The following is a 21,358-nucleotide window of genomic DNA, read 5'->3' on the forward strand; positions in this document are numbered from 1 at the left end:
CGAACAAGCCGAAGCACTGGATATCCGACAAGTACTTCGGCCGGTTCAACAGGTCCAGGAACGACCGGTGGGTGTTCGGCGACCGCGACAGCGGCGCCTACCTGCTCAAGTTCTCCTGTACTACAGCCGGAGATCTTGTGACCGTGTCCTGTCAGCGTCGTTGACCGGGCATGATGACGGATGTGACGGCTGAGCAGATAGCCGGGTGGGATGCGGAACTGTCCATGTTGACCGGCTCGTTGGGGCGGTTGTTCAACCGGCCCGAGCCGCGGGTGGTGTTCGCGCAGTACGTCGAAGGGCTGCTGGCGGAGCTGCCGAAGAAGAACGGCTGGACGCTGTCGGAGCGGGCCGGGCACGTGACGCCGGACCGGATGCAGTGGCTGCTGAACGGCTCGGTCTGGGACGCCGACCAGTTGCGCGACGCCGTGCGCGACTATGTGGTCCAGCACCTCGGCGCCCCGGACGCGTCGCTGGTGATCGACGACACCCAGGCGCAGAAGAAGGGCACCAAGTCGGTCGGCGTGGCCTTCCAGCACTGCGGACTGACCGCGGATGTCCGCAACTGCCAGACCATGGTCATGCTCACCTACGCCACCGAGAACGCCCACGCCTTCATCGACCGCCGCCTCTACCTGCCCGAGGAATGGACGAACGACCGCGACCGCTGCCGCGAGGCCGGCGTGCCCGAGACCGTCGGCTTCGCCACCAAGCCCGAACTCGCGATCGCGATGCTCGAGAAGGCCCTGGCCGCCGGCGTCCCGTTCGGCTGGGTGCTGGCGGATTCCGGCTACGGCCGCGACCGGAAACTGCGCGCCTTCTGTCACGACAGGACGCTCCCCTACGTGCTCGCTGTCCCGGTCGACCTGCCACTCGACGGGCCGCCCGGCAAACCGCGTCAGCCGGCCGTGCGCCGGGCCGACGGCCTGCTCCACTACGCCAAGACCCGTGACCAGTGGGAACGCCGTTCCCTCGGGGAGGGTGCCAAGGGTGAACGCCTCTATGACTGGACCGCGTTCGCGGTCACCGTCAAGGACGAGGCCCCGTCCGAGGGCTTCGTGCACTGGCTGGTGATGCGCCGATCCCTGCACCCCAACCGGCGCGGCAAGGACGGACAACTCCACCGGGAGATCGCCTACTTCCTCATCCACGCCCCCGACGACACCACGCTCACCGAGATCATCAGCCGGGCCGGCGGGCGGTGGCGGATCGAGGAGGACAACGAGATCAACAAACAGCTCGTCGGCTTCGCCCAGTACCAGGTACGTAAGTGGACGCCCTGGCACCGTCACATCACCGCTTGCATGCTCGCCACCGCGTTCCTCACCGTCCAGCACGCCGCCCTCGCCGATCCCGAGGAGGAAGATCCGGGAAAAGACCCGACGGCCGGAGAGAGCGAGACCACCGGCTAATCCCCGGCCCGCTGCTGCGGCCCTCCCGCCAGACCATCCGACACTGCCTCGCCACCACCCGCCTCAACCCCCACCACTCCATCGAAACCGTCCTGACCTGCGAGTACTGGCGCCGCCTCCACCAAACCCGCGCCACCGTCAGCCACTACCGACGCCGCGGTGACCCCCTACCCCGCCGCCTACGGGCCTGGGCCGACCACCAGCCGACCCCACCGATCACCGACCCTCAAGATCTCCGGCTGTAGTACCTGGACGAAGATAGTCCGGCACCAACTGGTCAAGGGGAAGTCGTCCCCGGACGACCCTGCCCTGGAATCCTATTGGGCTCAGCGGCGACGCAAGGGAACCTCTCTACCAATCGACGCTATGACCGTGCGTCTACTACAGGCACAACACGGCCGTTGCCCGATCTGCGGAGGACTCTTACTGCACGCCGACCACCCGCCACAAAGCCCGCAGGAATGGGAAACGTGGCGGGCGGTCATCCGGAAGGCGATCTCCAAGCAATACATCGCGTTTCCGGATGGCAGTACGCCGGACGGTCAACGACTCCGTCTCCTCCACACCCATTGTCAACGGCGGAATGGAGCCGCCGAGATGACAGATCCAGCACTTTTGCCTGCCGGCGAGCCTTTGGGGCTTGTACTACAGCGGCAGATCATGTGACTGCTGATCGGTTGTGTCGTTGAGCGGTCATGCTGGCTGTTGTGACAGAAGAACAACTCGGTGAGTGGGCCGAGGAGTTAGCGGTCTTCCTGGGTGGTCTCGGGCACTTGTTCGCGCGGCCGGAGCCGCGGGAGGTGTTCGCGGATCTGGTCGAGGGGCTGCTGTCGGACCTGCGCAGGAAGAACGCCTGGACGATGTCCGCACGCGCGGGCCACGTCACGCCGTCGCGGATCCAGAAGTTCCTCAACGCGGCCTCGTGGTCGGCGGACGCCCTGCTCGGCGAGCTGCGTGCCTACGTCGCCGAACACCTGGGCGACCCGGCCGCGACGCTCGTCCTGGACGACACGCAGGTGCAGAAGAAGGGGACCAGGTCGGTGGGGGTCGCCAGGCAGCACTGCGGGGTGACCGGCGACGTACGGAACTGCCAGGTCATGGTGATGCTGACCTACGCCGCCCCCGGCGGGCACACCTACATCGACCGCCGCCTGTACCTGCCCGCGGCCTGGACCGACGACCGGGCCCGCTGCCGTGAGGCCGGGGTACCCGACGCGGTCGCGTTCGCCACGAAGCCGCAGCTGGCGGTTCGCATGCTCGAACAGGCCCTGGCCGAGGGGGTGCTGTTCTCCTGGGTCGTGGCCGACTCCGGTTACGGCCGCGATGGCGGCCTGCGCGACTTCCTGCATCGCGAACGCCTGTCCTACGTGCTGGCGGTCCCGGTCACTCTGCCGCTGGCCGGCCCGCCCGGCAGCCCCGCCCCGGGCACCGCGAGGATCAAGCGCGCGGACCACCTGCTGCCCTACGCGAAGCGCCGTGACCAGTGGGAACGCCGCTCCTGCGGGGAGGGTTCCAAGGGTCTGCGCTACTACGACTGGACCTTGTTCGCGGTGACGGTCACCGGCCAGGAACCGGCCGACGGATTCGAACACCAGCTGCTGATCCGACGCTCCACCCACCAGAAGCAACTCGCCGGCGGACGGTTCGACTACGAGTACGCCTACTTCCTCGTCCACGCCCCCATGGGCACCCCGGCCGGTGCGGCGATCGGGCAGGCAGGCGTGAGATGGCAGATCGAGGAGGACAATGAGCAGGGAAAACAGCTCACCGGTCTGGACCAGTACCAGGTCCGCAAGTGGACCCCATGGCACCGCAGCATCACCTGCACGATGCTCGCCCACGCCTTCCTCACCGTCCAGAGTGCCCGGCACCCGAGCGATGCCCTCGAACTCCCAAGCGGCACAACGGACCTGGCCGCAGCCGCCCCCGCGCTCCCCGAGGTACCTGCGGTCCCGACCTCCCGCGCGCGCGAACCCGGCCCGATGATCCGGCTGACCCTCTCGGCCATCGCCGGACTCCTCGCCCTCACCGGCCTGGCCGTCCGCCACGACGACGCCGAGCTCCTGCGCCAGCACCACTGGCGAGTCGAGCACCAGACCGCAGCCGCCATCAGCCACTACCAGCGACGTGGCGACCCCCTGCCCGCACACCTTCGCCCAATCGAACCAACCCGATCACATCAGCAAGATCCGCCGCTGTAGTACTTGCTTGAGCCGTGTGCGGTGAAAGCTGCTTGCACGGTTCTGAGGGGGCGGGGACGCAGCAATGCGTCCCCGCTACCCGACTGATCATCGGCACCAACCAGTCCGCGATCGGCACTCTCGTGGAACGCACCACCCGGCTCACCGTGCTGCTGCACCTGCCTCGCCTTGAGGGATACGGCGTCGAAGCACGCGTCAAGAACGGTCCGGCGCTTGCGGGGCACGGCGCCGAAGCCGTCCGGATCGCACGTGCCGCCGCTTTCGAGACGCTGCCGGAACACATGCGCCGCTCGCTGACCTGGGACCGCGGCAAGGAACTGGCCCAGCACGTCCAACTGACCGCGGACACGGGGATGAAGGTGTTCTTCGCCGACCCGCACAGCCCCTGGCAGCGTGGCACGAACGAGAACACGAACGGGCTGCTGCGACAGTACTTTCCGAAAGGGACGGACCTGTCCCGATGGACCGCCGATGAGATCAACGCAGTGGCTGCCACCCTCAACAGCAGACCGCGCAGGACCCTCGACTGGAGAACTCCTGCCGAAGCCCTCACCGATCAGCTAATGTCGCCGGTCAGAGCCGGTGTTGCAACGACTGGTTGAATCCGCCTTGCGATCCGGCATCCGAGTGATGGATCAACTCGCCCCGAATGTAAGGGTATTGGTCGCGATCGCGCTGCCACAGGGCCATCTCCAAGGCGTCCAGGACGAGCTGGGTTTCCTTCGATGTGGCGGCGGACCAGCCGACGATACGGCGGGAGAAGGTGTCCACGACGAAGGCGACGTAGACGACGCCGGCCCAGGTTGCCACGTGCGTGAAGTCGGCGACCCAGGTGCGGTTCGGGGCGTCGGCGACGAAGTCGCGCTCGACGCGGTCCGGTGCCCGCTCGGCCTTCTCGTCGGGGATCGTGGTGATCACCTTCTTGCCGCGGACGGCGCCGGTGATGTCCAGCTCGCGCATGAGCCGCTCGACGGTGCAGCGGGCCACCGCAAGGTCCTGGCGGTTCAGCTCGCGCCATATCTTCCTCGCCCCGTAGACGCGGTAGTTGGACGCGTAGACCTCCTCGATCTTCTCCTTCAGCTCGGCATCCCGCAGGGTCCGCGCGGACGGTGCGGCGAGGCGTTTGTGGTGGGCGTAGTAGGTGGAGGGGGCGATCTTGCAGTCGTGCATGGTCAGCACGCGGCAGATCGGATCGACACCGCCGAAGCGGCCCCGGTGCTCGTCGATAAACGCTACGAGCGTGTGAGTGGCCGGTCGATCTCGGCCGCGAAGAAAGACGCCGCGGCCTTCAGGATCTCGTTGGCGCGCCGAAGCTCGGCGTTCTCCTTCTTCAGCGCCTTGAGCTGGGCGGACTCCTCCGTGGTCGCCCCTGGCCGCTGCCCGGAGTCGACCTGGTCCTGGCGCACCCACTTGCGCAGCGTCTCGGTCGAACCGATCCCCAGCTTCTGGGCGACCGCCTTGATCGCGGCGGACTCGGCCGGGTAGTCGCCGAGGACCTCGGCGACCAGGCGCACCGCACGGCGGCGCAGCTCAAGCGGATAGGAAGAAGGTCGTGCCATGACTCTGATCCTTACATGGAATCGAGTCTCTATTCGACCCGGGGCGGTTCACTACCGACAGGAGATGGCTCACCGCTTCACCGTCTGGAACACGGTCACCGGCGTGCCCACCATCGGCTGACTTCGGGCGGGTATCGCCGGCTGACACGTCCTGATCCGGAACTGACCGTTCAACACCCCACCAAGTTGACGACGCCCTCCACGAACGACCCCTCCCCAGCGGCGATCAACCTGATGATCATGCCGGAGGGAGGGTCCCCCGCTCAACCTGACAACGCCCATGGGAGACGTGGTGAAACCCACGAGGCCACGGCTCAGGAGCCGTGGCCTCGTCGGGACAGCGTGACAGTTCACCTCTGCGAGTGGCGGACTGCCCGCCGCCGATTCAGAATGTCACTTAATGGGCTGGAAGACGTGCGTAGCGAAGTCAAAAGCCTTCGGACCTGTCCACACGCCCATCCGGTCCGCCAGGACTTCACTCCCCGGCTTGGTGTCGGCGAAGGCGACAGCGACAGCCTTGAAGTCACCAGCGCGATCGCCCGGCTCCGCGGCCAGTACCGGTTCACCGGAACACGTCGCATTGTCGAAAAGCAGAGCGACCTTCTTGGTTTCGTTGGCGATCTCCGTGACCGAGCCGTTGGCTACTGCCAGGTCGTGGCACTTTTCTTCCGACAGATCATTAATCTGTGCGTGCTGCGGCTTACCCGCCTTCATGAAGGTGTAATTGAAGGCGTTGCTGTCGTCCGCCAGTGCCTGGGAAGCGGTGGGCAGGATGATGGCCATGGCCCCGACAAGGACGGCGGCGGTGGTGCGAAGACGCATGAAAGTTCCGTTCTTCCACGTGATGAATGCCAATCTGTTGGCAATCCATGCAAAGCATAGAAGGGCATCCTCATCCCAACGGATTCTTCTGAGAGTGCCGTTCGCATGTTCACCCGACTGCCTTGCCATGTAACTCAGCTGCTCTAACACGGCAGCTGTAGTTCGTGACGTGTGAGGTTCCTGTCATGTGACGGCTGCTGCGGTGACGTTGTTCCAGTGGCGGTGGTAGTTGGCGGCGCGGTGCTGGTGTTGGCGGCGCCGGTGAGACCACTGGAGTGGAGTTCCACCTCTGACACGGCAGTGAGGGGCCGCGCGTTTTCCGGACACCGGTTACGGGTGTTTTCTATGCCGCGAGCTGCATCTCTACATATTCGGCGTAGACCTCTGCAGGGGTCTTGTAACCGAGTCCCGAGTGGAGTCGCTTGCGATTATAGAACACCTCGATGTAGCGAACGACCGCGCGCCGGGCATGTTCGCGTGTAGGGAACGCTGTTCGGTAGATTAGCTCGTTCTTGAGGGCGCCGAAGAATGATTCGGGCGTCGTCAACTTGGTGGGGTGTTGAACGGTCAGTTCCGGATCAGGACGTGTCAGCCGGCGATACCCGTCCGAAGTCAGCCGATGGTGGGCACGCCGGTGACCGTGTTCCAGACGGTGAAGCGGTGAGCCATCTCCTGTCGGTAGTCACGGGCTGTCATCAGGTGGCGGCGGGGCCGGAAGTGGGGCGAGATGAAGCTGAATGCCCCCAGGAAGCGTTGCGCGGCTCCGGCGGAACGGAAGTACTTCATTGACCGTTCTCGCTCGCGGGTGGGTTGGTGGGAGTTCTCGGCCCGGTTGTTCAAGCCCTTGTGCGAGCGGTGCTCGACCGAGGGCATCGTCTCGCGCAGGGCCGCCCCGTAGGAGCGGAGCTTGTCGGTGACCACCACCCGGGGTACCGAGGCGGTCTTCTTGCGCAGCTTCTTGAAGAACCGCCTGGCCGCAGCCGCATCCCGGCGGGACTGGACCAGGATGTCCAGGACGTTGCCGTCGGCGTCGACGGCCCGCCACAGGTACTTGCGCTCGCCGCGGATCCTGATGAAGACCTCGTCCAGGTGCCACTTGTCGTCCGGGGCCGGGCGGCGGTGCCGCAGCCCCCGGGCGTACTCGGGGCCGAAGGTGATCGACCACTGCCGGATCGTCTCGTGGGTGACCTCGATCCCGCGCTCGAGCATCAGCTCCTCGATGTCGCGCAGGCTCAGGGTGAACCGGTGGTACAGCCACACGCAGTGACCGATGATGTCCGCGGGATAGCGGTAGCCCCGGTACGACGGTGTCTCCACGAACGACCCCTCCCCAGCGGCGATCAACCTGATGATCATGCCGGAGGGAGGGTCCCCCGCTGATGATGTGCATTGATTTGTCAGTGATTTTTCGGCGTTGATATGTCAGTGGTTCTTCGGGGGATTGCCGCTGGTCGGCGGGTGTGTGGGCTGGGTTTTGGTACTGACAGTTGGTGCCGATTTCGCGGTGACGTCTTTGGCGTTTTGCCTGGTCAGTTTGGTGGAGATTGGTACTGAGATTTCGGGGTCTGCGTGGGCCCGTGGCCGAGATGTTGGGTCTTCGAAGGGTGGCCTCAACCCTGTGGGCCCCGGGGGCGTATGGATTGCTGCTCTGCCGTCGGGGCGCGGGCTGGCGGCCCCTGGATTGCGCCGGCTTCCTCCGCGTACTCCGGAGGTGTGGGGGTTTCAGCGGGGTAGGCGGGTGCGGATGGCGTTGGCGTGTTCGGTGAGGGTGGCGGCGTTGCGGGCGGTGATGAGGGGGTGGAGGGCGCTGGTTGGTGGGCGGCCGGTGTCGAGGTGGTGGTGGTGTGCTGCGGTGATGAGGGTGTGGGCCCAGGTGGGCAGGGCGTGGACGCGGCAGTGTCGGTGGGTGTGGGGGTCGTGAAGTTTGACGTGGGTGCCGTGGGGGTGGACGTCGGTGCCGCGGAGCATGGCGAGGCGATCGGGGCCGGTTGCGGTCAGGAGGCTGATGGTCAGGGCTGCCGCGTTCAGGGGATGGGCGATGGTGTGCAGACGGTCGGCGAGTTCGCCGGAGTCGTCGCTCTGCAGTAGTGAGGGCCCGTCTGGGTGGGGGAGTGCTTCGATGCCGTCGCACAGAGCACGTCGGGTACGGGAGACAGGCAGACCGGGCAGGGGTGGTGGCGGATCGAGCCAGGGGACGGATGTCCGCGGTGACCGGCGACCTGCGGGTCCGGGGGCTGTGCCAGTGGGGTTGGTCGGGACGTCGAGGGTGTCGGTGGGCGTCGTCAACTTGGTGGGGTGTTGAACGGTCAGTTCCGGATCAGGACGTGTCAGCCGGCGATACCCGTCCGAAGTCAGCCGATGGTGGGCACGCCGGTGACCGTGTTCCAGACGGTGAAGCGGTGAGCCATCTCCTGTCGGTAGTAACGGGCTGTCATCAGGTGGCGGCGGGGCCGGAAGTGGGGCGAGATGAAGCTGAATGCCCCCAGGAAGCGTTGCGCGGCTCCGGCGGAACGGAAGTACTTCATTGACCGTTCTCGCTCGCGGGTGGGTTGGTGGGAGTTCTCGGCCCGGTTGTTCAAGCCCTTGTGCGAGCGGTGCTCGACCGAGGGCATCGTCTCGCGCAGGGCCGCCCCGTAGGAGCGGAGCTTGTCGGTGACCACCACCCGGGGTACCGAGGCGGTCTTCTTGCGCAGCTTCTTGAAGAACCGCCTGGCCGCAGCCGCATCCCGGCGGGACTGGACCAGGATGTCCAGGACGTTGCCGTCGGCGTCGACGGCCCGCCACAGGTACTTGCGCTCGCCGCGGATCCTGATGAAGACCTCGTCCAGGTGCCACTTGTCGTCCGGGGCCGGGCGGCGGTGCCGCAGCCCCCGGGCGTACTCGGGGCCGAAGGTGATCGACCACTGCCGGATCGTCTCGTGGGTGACCTCGATCCCGCGCTCGAGCATCAGCTCCTCGATGTCGCGCAGGCTCAGGGTGAACCGGTGGTACAGCCACACGCAGTGACCGATGATGTCCGCGGGATAGCGGTAGCCCCGGTACGACGATGTCTCCACGAACGACCCCTCCCCAGCGGCGATCAACCTGATGATCATGCCGGAGGGAGGGTCCCCCGCTCAACCTGACAACGCCAGTTCGTAGGGTCTGTATGCACGCGGACGCTGTTCCGGTCAGATTCCGTAGTGCTTGTCAGCCAATGCAGGTCGGCGGCGGCGAGGCCTCAGGCCTCTGTCAGGTGGTGGCCTTGCCGATGCAGAACCAGACGGTGCCCGCACCGAGTCCTCCGGCGGCGGTGATGCACGGTACGCAGGCGGCGCCGGCCGTTCCCACGCAGGCGCCGGCGCATGCGGTGGCGATCAGTGCCAGGGTCCAGGATGAGATGCCCGCGCTGGCGAGGCAGTTGTTGAGCTTGCTCCAGCTGAAGCCGAAGGTGGAGAGCTGCGGCTGCTTGATGCTGAGGTCCTTGGGAAGGTCCGCAGCGTTGATGATCTTGTCGGCGGTCAGGCTGCCGTTGCGCCACACCTGTGCGTGGCCGGTGTTGTCGTCGTGGGTGAGCTGCATCTCCAGCGTCTCGATCAGCTTGCCGGAGGAGTCGTACACCGCGTTCAGGCTCGCGCCGACGATCTGGCCGCTGATGGGGACGGCGATCTGGGTGTTGCCGTTCTTGAACTTGTAGACGGTGGCGCCTTCCGTCACCAGAGACGAGTCGGCCTTTAGGTGGGTAGTGATCTTCTTGGCGTCCACATCGGCGCCGACCCGCTCCACCCATGCCCGGGCCTGGTCGCCGTCGATGACGGAGGACTGGCTCTGGAGTGCCTGGATGTTCTTGGCCAGCGCGGCCGATTCGGGGGAGACGCCGCTTGCGGCGGACGCCGAGGGGGCGAGCGCGTGGCTTTGCGCCGCCGTCGTGCCAACGAGAGCCAGGCCGGCCAGGGCGGCGGTGGCTATGCGATAGGAGAGCTTCAAGAGAGCGTTTCCTTCTGGAACAGGGATGGGTGCGACTGCTCGCACGGATGGGAACCTCAGCGCTTGCGGAGCAGCACGATGAAGACGAGTACGGAACCGGCGGCTGCGGCGGCCCAGGGGCTCGGGCCGTTATCCCAGGTGGCTACCGTTGCGGCGATGGTCAAGACCGCGTTGAATCCTGCGATTCCCAGGGTTGATCCCGCTGTTCGCTCGTTCTCCATCTGCGTTCCCTGCTGTGGTCGTTCACCGCTGCGGTCGGAAGCAACCGTATGGGCGAGATAAGACCCATTCAAGCGTCGACCAGGTCATAGTGATCATTTCCGGACATGCCGCAGTGGCGTTGCGGCTGCCGACGCACCGCCTGCTTCATGGCCCGGCGACTGGTAACGGCAGCTGTATGGCAAGCCGTTGACCACGGATGTCGAATTCTGCGGGCCTTCGGGCGTGGTGATCGGCCGTTCGATTGACCTTCGATGAGATGTCCTGATTGGTTGACAGCGCGTTGGCCCGCGCGCCAGCCGGGAGATTCGGACGCACTGGACCGCCCTCGCCGGCGGCCTGCCGGGCGTCACCGACGGCGTACGGCAGGTCCTGGCCCGCGCGTAGAACACCACCGGGGCTGGCGGTGGGATCGCGCGGTGTGCGGCTCCCGGTCCTCCCGTTGGGCCCGTCTCGCCCAGAGACGGGGCGGGCCCAACGGCCGCCGAGGCCGGCGTCACCGACGCGGCGATCGTCTCCCTGATCGGGGCCGCCGACTCCTTTACCGTCTCCACCATGCCCGAATGCGTCGAAGGCGACCACGCCATCGCCGGACACCTCCACGAAGCCTCAATCGACACCCACTTCGCCCGCGCCTACGTCATCCCCGACTGACATCCCGGCCGCCGGCCAGGGTGTTGGCACCATCGGCCCGGGCTGCCGCCCCTTCCCCATCGGGGCGTCGCCGGGGCCGGCTGCTGCCCGGGGCTATTCCTCGGAGGCGGCCGGATAGCTCAGCGGGCGCAGTGAGCCGTCGCCGTGGGAGCGGACGATCGGGTACCGGCCATGGACGATGTGTTCATGGACCAGCGGAGAGAGCCGGGAGCGGATCTCCGGTGAGATCGTCAGCCCGCCGGCCTCCAGTTCCTTGACGGCGGCGTCCATGTAGAGGGTGGTCCAGACCACCGCGTTCAGGGCCATGCCCAGCGCCCCCAGCTGATCCATCCCCTCCCGGTAGGCGTGCCTGAGTTCGCCGAGCCGTCCGAAGAAGATGTTCCGGGCCAGCGCGTGGCGGCCCTCGCCGATGTTCAGCTGGACACCGATCATGCGCCGGTACGCCTCGGAGTCGATGAACTGGAGGATTATGTGGAGGGTCTTGAAGATCCGGCCGTGGTGCGCGAACGCGTCGCCCAGGCCGGTCATGCGGTCGCCGCTGGTCATCATCCGCAGCAGGTCGTATGCCCGCACCTTCCCGGTCGTGAGCGACCCGGCGACGCGGAGCATGTCCTCCCAGTTCTGCCAGGTGCGCTCGACCTGCACGCGCTGGCGGGAGACCGGCTGGAGCGGTCCGTAGTCCTTGGACATGTCCAGGCGCCACAGCCGCGCGTCGGAGATGTCGGCGATCCTGGGGGAGAACTGGTAGCCGCAGATCGCGAAGAGCCCGAAGACGAGGTCTAAATACGAACCGGTATCGGTGATGACGATCTCCGGGCGGACCGGCCCGTCGAGGTTGAACATCGCGTCCAGAATGCCGAGCGAATCCCGCAGCGTGCCGGGCATCACGATGCCGCCCAGGCCCATCACCCGGTCCGAGACGACGTTGAGCCAGGTCGCCCCGCGACCTGTCGAAATATACTTCCGATTCGGCCGGGTATGTATAGATTTGAGGGGGACGGTGAAGCGCATCCCGTCGGCGGAGGCAACGTGCGCGCCACCCCAGTCGGAGGCGAGGTCGATATCACCCTGCCGGCCGACCAGCAGGCCAGAGGCGGCACTCATCCCGGGCAGGTTCCAGTAGCCCCAGTCCGCCGCCGTCAGCCGCGAGCGGGTCAGCGCCTTCTCACCGGGCTTGATCACCGGCTCGAACCCGATGTTCGTGGACTTGCTGACCAAGAGCGCGGTGAGCGTGAGGTCAAGATCCTGGGGCCGGGAGACCTTCCCGCCGACGTGCTCGAAGGGGTCGAACATGCCGGTACGGGCGTGGCCTTCCAGCAGCAGCTCCGGATAGCGGCGCCGTCCTGCTCCCAGCAAGCATGGCGTTCGCACTGACATGGCGCCGACCGCCCCTGACCATCCGGGGCCTTTAGTCCGCCACCCCCAGACCCGGCCTCCGCACGAGGCCGTCGCACCCCTTACAAGGAGAAACGTGCACCACGTACGCACGCGCGCAATCCGCGGCGCCGCCGCCGCCGCGGCCATCCTGACCCTGACCGCCGGCATCGCCCCCGCACACGCCGAGGGCTACTTCACCTCCTCGATCAGCAACTTCAGAGACGGCAATGAGTCCCGCCGCTGGACCGACAAGAACACCGACGGCACCAGCACCTCCGTCTCCCTGTGGAACTGCAGTGATCGTCAACGAACTGGCAGCCGTTCAGGAGCCGTAATTTATCTACTGCCGGATTCGACTCAACTTAGCTGTTTGATGTGGTAGTTGGGTTGTTGTGATGATTCCGGGTGAAGTCCTGGTGGTGCTGGATGTGAAGTTCGCGGCGATTCTGCCGCATCTGGATGAGCGTCAGCGTCGTCTGTACCTGGCTTCCGAGGCGGAGGCGTTGGGGCATGGCGGGATCGCGGCGGTGGCCAGGCTCGCGGAGGTCTCCGAGTCGACGGTCGCAAGGGGGCGTGAGGAACTTGCCGCAGAGGCAGCGCCGTTGGGGCGGGTGCGCAGGGCTGGCGGTGGACGCAAGTCCGCTGCTGAACGTGACCCCGGCCTGGTGGCGGCTCTCGAGCCGCTGATCGAGCCGCGTGAGCTGGGAGATCCGGTCTCCCCGCTGCGCTGGACCACTGCCTCGCTGCGGGACTTGTCCCGGGAGCTGACCGAAGCCGGTCATCCGGTCAGTGCCCCGGTGGTCGGTGGTCTGCTGCGTGCGATGGGCTTCAGTCTGCAGGGCATGGCCAAGACCCGGTCCGGAAGCCAGGTCCCCGACCGTGACGCCCAGTTCCGGCACATCAACTCGACCGCTGAACGCTTCCTGGCGGGGGGCTTGCCGGTGGTGAGTGTGGATACGAAGCAGAAGGAACCTATCGGCGACTTGGCCCGCCCCGGCCGCACCTACCGTCCCAAAGGCCGGCCGATCACCGCCCCGGACCATGACTTCATCGGCCCTGACACCTCGTTCGCCATTCCGTATGGCATCTATGACCTGGGACGTGACAGCGGCTGGGTGAACGTGGGCACCGACCGCAACACCGCTGCGTTCGCGGTGGAGTCCTTGCGCCGCTGGTGGAAGCTCCAAGGGCACGCCGACTATCCCGGAGCGGACCGCTTGCTGGTCACCGCCGACGCCGGTGGGGCAAACTCGGCAGACTCCCGCCTGTTCAAGATGGGCCTGGCCAGCCTTGCCGACGAGTGCGGGCTGAGCATCACCGTCATGCACTTTCCACCAGGTACTCAATGCCGTTGCTTGACTCATTGAACTATCGCGGGCTGCAGCGTGATGACCTTGGGTGTGGCCCGCCGTGTCGGGCGCCGGTCCCGGGTGTTGATCCGGTAGGAGAGCTTCGAGGAGTACTTCGAGTCAGGCCGCTTGAGGTGTCGGTCCGCCTCGCGCAGGCGCCTGGCGCCGTTGTCGAGCTTCCGGCTCACCTTCGCCGCCAGCACGGCCAGGAACCTCTTGATCTTCTTGGGCGTGTCCGCGCACTGGCGAACCACGCTTCGCCGCGTGTGCTTGAGGACCTTGACGAACGAGACCCGGCCCGGATCGATGCCGCTGTCGTCGGCCAGGGCCATGATGACCCGCGTAAGGCAGTGATGCACGACCATGTGCGCCCAGACCTCCTGCCGCACCAGGTCCGGATCTCCCGAGCGCAGGACCTCGGCCGGTCCGCGCTGGAAGGTCTTGATCTGCCGGAACGCCGACTCCGCCTCCCACCTCGCGTGGTAAAGCCGGGCCAACTCCGCCGCCGGATAGGCAGCCGGGTCCAGCAGATCAGTCAGCAGCCTGACCACCTCGCCGCCGTCGACGCGGTACTCGATCACCCGGACCAGTACCCCGCCCGGATGCGAGGCCCGTTGGCCAGCCAAGCTCATCCTCCCCAGGTAGGTCCCGTCGGGCAGATGCTCGACCGGCCGGTGTGCCACCGGCGAGCGGGCCCGGATCAGCAGGTGGGCCCCAGCCCCGAGATAGGCCTTCCATAACTCGACCCCGGGGAAGCCCCGATCCATGATGACGAGCATCTTGCTCGCCGAGGGCGCCAGAGCGATCGCCAACTCCCGCTCACCGCCGTTGAATCCGCCCACCGCCGCGTCGATCTGGGCATGCGTGCCGCACTCGGTCAACGTCACCACCCGCACCTGCGGAAACCCAGCCGGCTGCCCGTTCTTGACCGGCCCGCCGAACGTCGCCCGGTTGGCCGCTGTGTCCGGCGCGTCCAGCACGAACCCGTCCACCGCGGCCAGCCGCATCCCGCGGTAGAAGGAGCCCTCCAGACCGGCAGGGGCCAACGTGTCGGCCAGCTCGCGGAACACGGTCTCCAGGACCAGCGGTCCCAGGCGTCTGCGCGCCCGCGTGAACGAGGACTTGTTCGGGATGCACCCGCTCAGCTCCCGAACACTCCCCACCAGTTGCTCCGCCACATCGTCATAGGAGTCCTGCTGGAACAGCGCCAGGGCAAGCGTGAAATAGACCATGAACCCGGCCGGCAGCGCGCCGGGCTTCTTGTCCCGAACCTCGCACTTCTCCAACACCTCGCTGATCAGTTCCGGAGTCACCCACCGGGTCACCACACCCAGTCGCACATGATCGGACAACCCCACCCAAGGATGCATGCCGGGCCCAACGACCGCGCTCCTCCAGCGTCACTGCGAACTGCTTGACGAGTTCAAGCAACGGCATTGACCAGGTACTTCAAAATGGAACAAAGTGGAACACCGGCTGTTCTCCCGAATCACCCACAGCCTGCGCGGACAGCCGCTGACCAGCTACGAAGTACTGCTGCAGACCATCTCCGCCACCCGCACCAGCACCGGACTGACGGTCCAGGCCATGCTGGACGAGAACATGTATCCCACCGGCCGCGTGCTCACCCGGGCCGAGCGCAAGAGCGTCGATCGGCGGGTCGAGCGCGATGCGTTCCACGGCGAGTGGAACTACACCATCGCGCCACGGGACCCCGACCAGCAGCTTCCGGAAGACACACACGACGAGCCAGGGCCTCCAGTCCCGCCCGAGGCCACCTTCCTCCTCACCCACCCCGCACTCACCGGCATGACCCGAGAAGAGTTCGAGCAACTCGTGCTCCAGCTCGAACCGTGCCGACAGGTCCTGGCCGAAGCCGAACGACAGAGTGAAGGCAGGGACCACCGCGGTCGCAACCCCGGCTTCGGCATCCTCGATCACCGACACCGCGTCCTGGCCGCCGTGCTCCGCAGCCGCAACACCATCACGCTGACGCTCGCGGCCGAGCTCATGGGCCGGACACGCAACGTGCTGAGCTACCACGCCGGGAGGGCCAAGCCTCTCCTGGCCTTCGCCGGCCCTGAACTCGCCAGAATCCTCGTCTTCCACAGGACCCACCCACCCCGCACGCTCGAGGCTTTGAACCGCGTGACCGAGCAGTACGACAGAGAGATCGAATCCGGCAGTAGATAAATTACGGCTCCTCAGGAGCCGAATTTAGCTCGGAAGTAGAAGGCGCCATCAGCGAATTCGCCCACGGCCACGGCATGCGCCGCTGCCGAAGGACCCGCCCGACCTTGTGGACCTCCCATCAGCCGAAATCCGCCGTCCCTACCAAAGTCGGGATGTCCCCGCGCCCGCACCGCTATGCTCCCCACCCTCAAGCCGTCGACCAGTACCAACACCGAAGTCCGACTGGAGTACTACGTGAGGCGCTCCAGTGTGGCCAGTACCTGTTGGGCTCCGTCCTCACGGGCCAGGGCCGCGGAGAGGCGGCGGGAGCGTATGCGCAGGGCGGGGTCGCCGGTGGCGGTGAGGATCGCGGCGGTCAGGCGCTCTACGGTCAGGCGCTGGTAGCGCAGTGGGGCTGGGGCGACGCCAAGGCGGGTCAGGCGGCCAGCCCAGAAGTGCTGGTCCAGCTGGACTGGGACTGGGACGGCCGGAACCCCGGCGCGGAGTCCGGCCGCGGTGGTACCGGCTCCGGCGTGGTGGATGACGGCGGCGGTTTTCGGGAACAGCCAGGCGTGCGGGACTTCCTGGACGGTGAGTAGGTCGTCGTGCTCGGCGTGCAGGCCGCTCCAGCCGGCTTGGATGATCCCTCGTACCTTCGCCCGGCGCAGGGCGTGGGCGAGCAGAGCGCTCAGCCGCTCGGCGTCGGCGGCGACGAAGCTGCCGAAGCCGGCGAACACCGGTGGAGGTCCGGCGTCGAGGAAGTTCAGAAGCCGGGGGTCGGGCTGCCAGCCGGGCGGCGTCCCGGGCCACCAGTAGCCGCAGACTTGGTGGCCTTCAGGCCAGTCCGTGGGACGTGGAACGATCCGCGGGCTGAAGCCGTGCAAGACCGTCCGCCCGCGCGGCAGGCCCCGCGGCCCGCCGAACCTTTGCGGCGGCAGACCCAGTTCGCGCCGCAGCTCACCGACGGCGGGAGTGAAGATCCGGTCGGTGCCGGCCAGCAGGCCGTGCGCGGCCAGCCGGTTGCCGTACGGTCCGAACGACCGGAATCCTGTGACCAGTGGCGGAAAGGCCGAAGTGGGCTGGATCGGCTGGAGGTAGACACCGATGCTCGGCAGCCGCAGCGCTTCGCCGAGCGCCGAGCACATGGGGTCGGTGAGCGTGGAGCTCAGCAGTACGTCGGCACCACGTCGTACGGCGTCGGCGACACCCGCGGTCAGCTGCGGCATGAACGCCGCTGCCATGCGCATCAGCCGTGCCACCGCGACCGGTGCGCTGACCGCTCTGGCGAGCCCCTGACCAACCGCTGAACCCAGCTCCTCCCGCGGGTCGACCGGCAGCGGCCGGAACCCTAGATCGTGGGCGGTCACGGCCTCCTCGAACCGCTCATGGGTGGCAAGCACCACCTCGTGGCCGGCCGAGCGCAGTCGCGAGCCCAGCCCAATGTAGGGCGCGACGTCGCCCCAACTCCCCGCCATCACGATCAGTACGCGCACCAGTACAGAGTGCCATATCTGTGAGGAGCGGTACAGGAAACGCGCCACGGTAGCGGGGTGCCGTCGCCCCGACGGCAGCGGGTGAGTCCCGCAAGGTCAAATCGCCGGTCCCCCGCTACAGCGAGCGCCAGAGCGACGGTCGGCCCGACGTCAGCCGCACCGCTACCGTCCTCGACATCATCGTCCTCGAACCTCGTAGCCCGTGCTGCCTTCCTGGCCGAGCCTGCCCGCCCCTTCGTGCTGCCTGCCGAGAGGGAGACCGCTGAAGGTGTCATCGGTGAACTCCTCGACGCCATGGAGCGCATCCGTCGCGCGCACGACTTCTCCGGCAAGGGCCTGGGCCTGGCCGCCCCGCAGATCGGCAACGGCTGGAGCCGCCCGGCGCCGACCCGGTCGCGCTGCTCAACCCCCGCCTCACCCCCGCGTCCCGCGTCCGAAGAGATGGACGAGAAGTACGAGGGGTGTCTGTCGTTCATCGACGTACGCGCCCTGGTCCCCAGGGCCCTGCGGATCACGGTCGAGTCGGTGACGCCTGGGGGGAACGCCTCGACCGCGGTCTACGAGCACGGCGTGGCCCGGCTGATCAGCCACGAGATCAACCGCCTCGACGGCTTGCTACTTCTGAACCGGATGCGGGCCCGGCGGTAACCCGATCCCCGTCGATAAGTACCGGCAGACCGTCGAGGCCACCGGCCGGGCCTGGTCGTACGAGTAGGGGAGGTCGAGCTCATGGACAGACACAGCCGCCCTGGACCTTCGGATCAGCCCTCCCGCGCGGTCCCGAGCGTCGATCCTGGTGATCCGCTCGCCCCGTACCACCGGAGGCGTCGCGCACCGATGGACGTCTATCGCCACCACCGCCCGGTGGGCGGCGCGGCCGGCCACGTGCGGCCGCAGGAGCCGAGGATTCTGGAGTCCTGGGACGGATTCGCCTGCATCCCCGAAGGAACAGCCCCGAACCTTGCGGCCGCTCAGCTCTGGGCTGCCGGGGGTTCGCCGCCGCTCTCGTAGAGCGCGGGGAGCGATGCCCTTGGGTCCGCGGCCCCGCCCGTTCCTGGACGGCCAGCTCCGTCGTGTTCGAGAGTCTGGTCGAGCGCCACTCGAACCGGTTGGTGAAAGACACCCGAAGTAGCTGCGCATCCAACGTCCGGTCTGGATCATGAGATGCGTGGATGACTGGTCCGTTTGCGACGATCCGGTGGAACTCCGGATCCGGCTCGACGTGGCGCTCGAGGAGAACGCAGAGCTGCACACCGAACTCGCCGCGCTCCGTGCCGAGAACACAGCCTTGCGTACGCGCCTGGGTATGCCCAACGGCGACGGCCAAGATGAGCTGCCGCCCGTTCCCGAGGCTCCCGAGGTCCCGGCGTCGCCGCTCCGGGGCGACGGCAGCCTGCCGTACGCGGACGCCTCCTCCAGCACGGAGGCGAAGATCGCTCTCTTCAGGGCGCTGTTCGCCGGCCGCGAGGACGTCTACGCCACCCGGTGGGTCAGCGCGAAGTCCGGCCGGACCGGCTGCCGCCCGGCCGAGGACGACCCCTTCGCCAAGAACAAGAACGACGCCGAGCGAGTGTTCTGGCCGCTGAGCGACCAGGCCGTCTACAACCACCTCTCCCGGCCCGAGCCGGGGCGCCGGGAGGTGCACCTCGGTCTGTACCCGCTGCTGGCCGACGACACCTGCCGCCTGCTCGCGGTCGACTTCGACGGCAAGGACGGCAGCGACTGGCGCGGGGATGCGGCCGCCTACGCCGCGGTCTGCCGGGGCGCGGACGTGCCGGCCCTGGTAGAGGTCTCCCGGTCCGGGGCCGGCGCACACGTGTGGACCTTCTTCACCGCCCCCGTCGCCGCGGCCACGGCCCGCGCACTCGGGATGGCGTTGCTGCGCCGCGCGATCGACGCCCGCGGGCGGATGACGCTGGCCAGCTATGACCGGCTCTTCCCCGCCCAGGACCTGATGCCGACGAACGCGAAGGGCAACGCCCGGTTCGGCAACCTGATCGCGCTGCCGTTGCAGGGCGTCTCTCGCCTCAAGGGCAGTACGGTCTTTTGCGACCCGCAGACCTGGACGCCCCACCCGGACCAGTTCGCCCATCTCTCCCGCGCCGAGCGGCTGTCTCCGGATCAGGTGGAGGCGCTCGTCGACAAGCTCGGCCAGGTCAAGGCCGGCCCTGCAGCGACGGCGGCGCCGCTGCCTGCGCCCAAGCCCCGCCGCAGCGCCCTGGGCAAGGCGCCCAAGACGGTCGCGGCGCGGCTGTCGTCGATGCTCGCGATCTCCACCGAGGGCCTGCCGTCCCCGTTGCTCGCCGCACTCAAGCACGCGGCGTCGTTCCACAACCCGGAGTTCTACCGCCGCCAGAACCAGCGGTACTCCACCTGGGACACCCCGCGCCTAGTCTGCTCCTACGACGCCACCGACCCGGACTGGCTGAAGCTGCCGCGCGGCCTGCGTGACGAGGCGGCCCAGCTCATCGCCGCGGCCGGCGGGACCCTCACCGTCACCAGCGACTTGCCCGACCTCGCACCCGTCACCGCCCGGTTCACCGGCGAGCTGACCGCAGTGCAGCGCCAGGCCGTAGACGCGATGAGGGACCACCCCGCCGGTGTGCTCGTGGCACCCCCGGGCTCGGGTAAGACTGTCATGGCATGCGCGCTGATCGCCCACCACCAGACGGCCACCGCGATCATCGTCAACAGGTCCGAGCTGCTGGCCCAGTGGCAGGACCGCCTGGCCGCGTTCCTAGACCTGGGTGAAGGCCGCGTCGGCTCGCTCGGCGCGGGCAAGGACCGCCGTGGCCACACCGTCGATCTGATCATGCTGCAGACGCTCAGCCACCGTGACGCCGCCGACGATCTGCTGGACGGGTACGGGCTGGTCGTCGTCGACGAGTGCCACGCCGTGGGCGCGCAGGGCGCCGAGGCCGCGATCCGCAAGGCGCGCGCCCCGCGGTGGATCGGGCTGTCCGCAACCCCCTACCGGGCCGATCAGATGGACCCCCTGATCACCATGCAGTGCGGCCCCATCCGGCATGAGATCGAGGAAGCCGGCACCTTCGCCAAGCACCTCGTGGTGCACTCCACTTCGTTCACCACCGCCGAGCCGGGCAAGGACGGCGCATCCCTCCAGGCCATCTACACGGAACTCGCCGCGAACCAGGACCGCAACACCCAGATCGCTGCTGATATCGCCGACGCGGCCCGGCGCGGCCGGTGCAGCCTGGCGCTGTCCAACCGCGTCGAGCACCTCCACCAGCTCGCCACAGCCCTGACCGCGCACGGTGTCGAACCACTGCTCCTGCACGGCGGTATGCCGTCGGCCGAGCGCGCCCGCGTCCGCAAGGTCCTGGCCGACGAGACCACAAGGCCACTGGTGCTGCTGGCGATTGACAAGCTGGCGGGGGAGGGCTTTGACGCCCCCCGGCTCGACACTCTGTTCCTTACCAGCCCGATCTCGTTCAAGGGCAGGGTGATCCAGCAAGTCGGACGGATCATGAGGAACACCGAGGCGAAGAAGTCCCACGTCGAAGCGCACGACTACCTCGACGCCGATGTCCCCTGGCTGGAACGCATGCACCACAGGCGCCGCCGCACCCTCGAACGCCGCGGCTTCCACGTCACCCCCCTCGACGACCTCCCACAGCCCCAGCTCCATGTGACGGTCCCCGCCCGCCGGCAGCCCGCACCCATGCCCACTTCGGCAGCCACACCGTCGGTGGCACAGGTACGCCAGTGGGCTCGGGACCGGGGCATGGACGTGCCACCGCGCGGCCGACTCCGCAACGAGATCTGGGACGCCTGGCACGCAGCCCACGCGCCGGATCACCCCGTCGGCTGATCCGTCTCATCACGAGCGCGTGGCCCCATCCCCTCCCCCGGCGACGCTCGGCAGGGTGAAGTCCCGCGCATCAGCCGTAAGCCTCCAGGATCTGGCTGGATCTCGCATCGGCCGGGGTCAGCCGGTGGAGTCCGCCCCTGCAGCGTGATCAAGAACCAGCGGCCGGTACGCACCGTCGATCGGGGTGACGGTCATCCGCTCCGAGGCCCGGTCGGCGGAGGGAGCCTGCGATGCGTTTGGGAACTCGCGCTCACTCGCGTACGGGGTGCCTTGCAGGCAATGCCCCGGGCCACCGAGCGCCCGGT

General features: G+C 67.6%; 17 protein-coding genes and 3 pseudogenes. 9 read left to right on the plus strand and 11 right to left on the minus strand.

Going from position 1 to position 21,358, the window contains the following annotated elements; translation table 11 throughout:
- The first annotated feature begins 173 nt into the window (after nt 1-173).
- From ACODT5_RS02210 to ACODT5_RS02220, 3 genes and pseudogenes are all read left to right on the plus strand, one after another.
- A complete protein-coding gene (locus tag ACODT5_RS02210) occupies nt 174-1,409 on the plus strand; it encodes an IS701 family transposase (RefSeq protein ID WP_422517622.1) in 1,236 nt (411 codons plus the stop codon).
- A gap of 707 nt (nt 1,410-2,116) precedes the next feature.
- Entirely contained in the window at nt 2,117-3,610 is a 1,494-nt protein-coding gene (locus ACODT5_RS02215; RefSeq protein ID WP_422517426.1) for an IS701 family transposase, read from the plus strand.
- An 83-nt stretch (nt 3,611-3,693) separates the two neighbouring features.
- Nucleotides 3,694-4,212: pseudogene (locus tag ACODT5_RS02220) on the plus strand (IS30 family transposase); the annotation flags it as partial.
- Here the strand turns inward: ACODT5_RS02220 and ACODT5_RS02225 are convergent.
- From ACODT5_RS02225 to ACODT5_RS02265, 9 genes are all read right to left on the minus strand, one after another.
- Entirely contained in the window at nt 4,184-4,837 is a 654-nt protein-coding gene (locus tag ACODT5_RS02225) for an IS3 family transposase (RefSeq protein WP_422517626.1), read from the minus strand. The pseudogene ACODT5_RS02220 and the gene ACODT5_RS02225 overlap by 29 nt on opposite strands.
- 5 nt (nt 4,838-4,842) lie before the next feature.
- The gene (locus ACODT5_RS02230) at nt 4,843-5,169 is read right to left on the minus strand and encodes a transposase (protein ID WP_422517454.1); all 327 of its coding nucleotides are present in this window, start codon (nt 5,167-5,169) and stop codon (nt 4,843-4,845) included.
- Between the two features lie 393 nt (nt 5,170-5,562).
- Nucleotides 5,563-6,141 carry a hypothetical protein gene (locus ACODT5_RS02235; RefSeq protein WP_422517455.1) on the minus strand — a complete coding sequence of 193 codons (579 nt, stop codon included), beginning with the start codon at nt 6,139-6,141 and terminating at the stop codon, nt 5,563-5,565.
- A 193-nt stretch (nt 6,142-6,334) separates the two neighbouring features.
- On the minus strand, nt 6,335-6,640 hold the full coding sequence (locus ACODT5_RS02240) for an IS3 family transposase (protein ID WP_422517627.1): 306 nt from the start codon (nt 6,638-6,640) through the stop codon (nt 6,335-6,337).
- On the minus strand, nt 6,604-7,347 hold the full coding sequence (locus ACODT5_RS02245) for an IS6 family transposase (RefSeq protein WP_422517456.1): 744 nt from the start codon (nt 7,345-7,347) through the stop codon (nt 6,604-6,606). The genes ACODT5_RS02240 and ACODT5_RS02245 overlap by 37 nt, the downstream gene beginning before the upstream one ends.
- A gap of 366 nt (nt 7,348-7,713) precedes the next feature.
- Nucleotides 7,714-8,277, minus strand: a complete 564-nt coding sequence (locus tag ACODT5_RS02250) for a hypothetical protein (protein ID WP_422517457.1) — start codon at nt 8,275-8,277, stop codon at nt 7,714-7,716.
- Nucleotides 8,278-8,342: 65 nt separating this feature from the next.
- Complete coding sequence (locus tag ACODT5_RS02255; RefSeq protein ID WP_422517458.1) at nt 8,343-9,086, minus strand: IS6 family transposase; 744 nt, start codon at nt 9,084-9,086, stop codon at nt 8,343-8,345.
- Between the two features lie 136 nt (nt 9,087-9,222).
- Nucleotides 9,223-9,957, minus strand: a complete 735-nt coding sequence (locus ACODT5_RS02260; RefSeq protein WP_422517459.1) for an LptA/OstA family protein — start codon at nt 9,955-9,957, stop codon at nt 9,223-9,225.
- Between the two features lie 966 nt (nt 9,958-10,923).
- Complete coding sequence (locus tag ACODT5_RS02265) at nt 10,924-12,186, minus strand: Tn3 family transposase (RefSeq protein WP_422517460.1); 1,263 nt, start codon at nt 12,184-12,186, stop codon at nt 10,924-10,926.
- A 115-nt stretch (nt 12,187-12,301) separates the two neighbouring features.
- Here ACODT5_RS02265 and ACODT5_RS02270 point away from each other — a divergent pair, with 115 nt between their 5' ends.
- Complete coding sequence (locus ACODT5_RS02270) at nt 12,302-12,589, plus strand: hypothetical protein (RefSeq protein WP_422517461.1); 288 nt, start codon at nt 12,302-12,304, stop codon at nt 12,587-12,589.
- A gap of 13 nt (nt 12,590-12,602) precedes the next feature.
- A pseudogene (locus ACODT5_RS02275) lies at nt 12,603-13,550 on the plus strand (ISAzo13 family transposase); the annotation flags it as partial.
- Nucleotides 13,551-13,567: 17 nt separating this feature from the next.
- On the opposite strand, the gene ACODT5_RS02280 reads toward ACODT5_RS02275, so the two are convergent.
- A complete protein-coding gene (locus ACODT5_RS02280; protein ID WP_422517462.1) occupies nt 13,568-14,926 on the minus strand; it encodes an IS4 family transposase in 1,359 nt (452 codons plus the stop codon).
- A 70-nt stretch (nt 14,927-14,996) separates the two neighbouring features.
- On the opposite strand from ACODT5_RS02280, the pseudogene ACODT5_RS02285 reads away from it, so the two are divergent.
- Nucleotides 14,997-15,749 (plus strand): annotated as a pseudogene (locus tag ACODT5_RS02285) (ISAzo13-like element transposase-related protein); the annotation flags it as partial.
- Between the two features lie 230 nt (nt 15,750-15,979).
- Here ACODT5_RS02285 and ACODT5_RS02290 read toward each other — a convergent pair.
- On the minus strand, nt 15,980-17,221 hold the full coding sequence (locus ACODT5_RS02290) for a glycosyltransferase (protein ID WP_422517463.1): 1,242 nt from the start codon (nt 17,219-17,221) through the stop codon (nt 15,980-15,982).
- Between the two features lie 237 nt (nt 17,222-17,458).
- On the opposite strand from ACODT5_RS02290, the gene ACODT5_RS02295 reads away from it, so the two are divergent.
- The 3 genes from ACODT5_RS02295 (at nt 17,459) to ACODT5_RS02305 (ending at nt 21,053) form a co-directional block, all read left to right on the plus strand.
- Nucleotides 17,459-17,869 carry a peptide deformylase gene (locus tag ACODT5_RS02295; protein ID WP_422517464.1) on the plus strand — a complete coding sequence of 137 codons (411 nt, stop codon included), beginning with the start codon at nt 17,459-17,461 and terminating at the stop codon, nt 17,867-17,869.
- 81 nt (nt 17,870-17,950) lie between these two features.
- Nucleotides 17,951-18,232 (plus strand): DUF6087 family protein, encoded by a 282-nt coding sequence (locus tag ACODT5_RS46975; protein ID WP_479685658.1) that lies wholly within the window; start codon nt 17,951-17,953, stop codon nt 18,230-18,232.
- Between the two features lie 157 nt (nt 18,233-18,389).
- Nucleotides 18,390-21,053, plus strand: coding sequence for a TOTE conflict system archaeo-eukaryotic primase domain-containing protein (locus tag ACODT5_RS02305; RefSeq protein ID WP_422517466.1), 2,664 nt, complete (start codon nt 18,390-18,392; stop codon nt 21,051-21,053).
- Nucleotides 21,054-21,358: the final 305 nt, after the last annotated feature.

It is taken from the genome of Streptomyces tatrensis (genome assembly GCF_049310065.1).
Taxonomy (GTDB): domain Bacteria; phylum Actinomycetota; class Actinomycetes; order Streptomycetales; family Streptomycetaceae; genus Streptomyces.

What these genes read in the sequence shown, in the direction of transcription:
- ACODT5_RS02255 (WP_422517458.1), bottom strand. Translation starts at nt 9,086, where the DNA reads ATGATCATCAGGTTGATCGCCGCTGGGGAGGGGTCGTTCGTGGAGACA.
- ACODT5_RS46975 (WP_479685658.1), top strand. Translation starts at nt 17,951, where the DNA reads ATGGACAGACACAGCCGCCCTGGACCTTCGGATCAGCCCTCCCGCGCG.
- ACODT5_RS02245 (WP_422517456.1), bottom strand. Translation starts at nt 7,347, where the DNA reads ATGATCATCAGGTTGATCGCCGCTGGGGAGGGGTCGTTCGTGGAGACA.
- ACODT5_RS02210 (WP_422517622.1), top strand. Translation starts at nt 174, where the DNA reads ATGACGGATGTGACGGCTGAGCAGATAGCCGGGTGGGATGCGGAACTG.
- ACODT5_RS02280 (WP_422517462.1), bottom strand. Translation starts at nt 14,926, where the DNA reads ATGCATCCTTGGGTGGGGTTGTCCGATCATGTGCGACTGGGTGTGGTG.
- ACODT5_RS02230 (WP_422517454.1), bottom strand. Translation starts at nt 5,169, where the DNA reads ATGGCACGACCTTCTTCCTATCCGCTTGAGCTGCGCCGCCGTGCGGTG.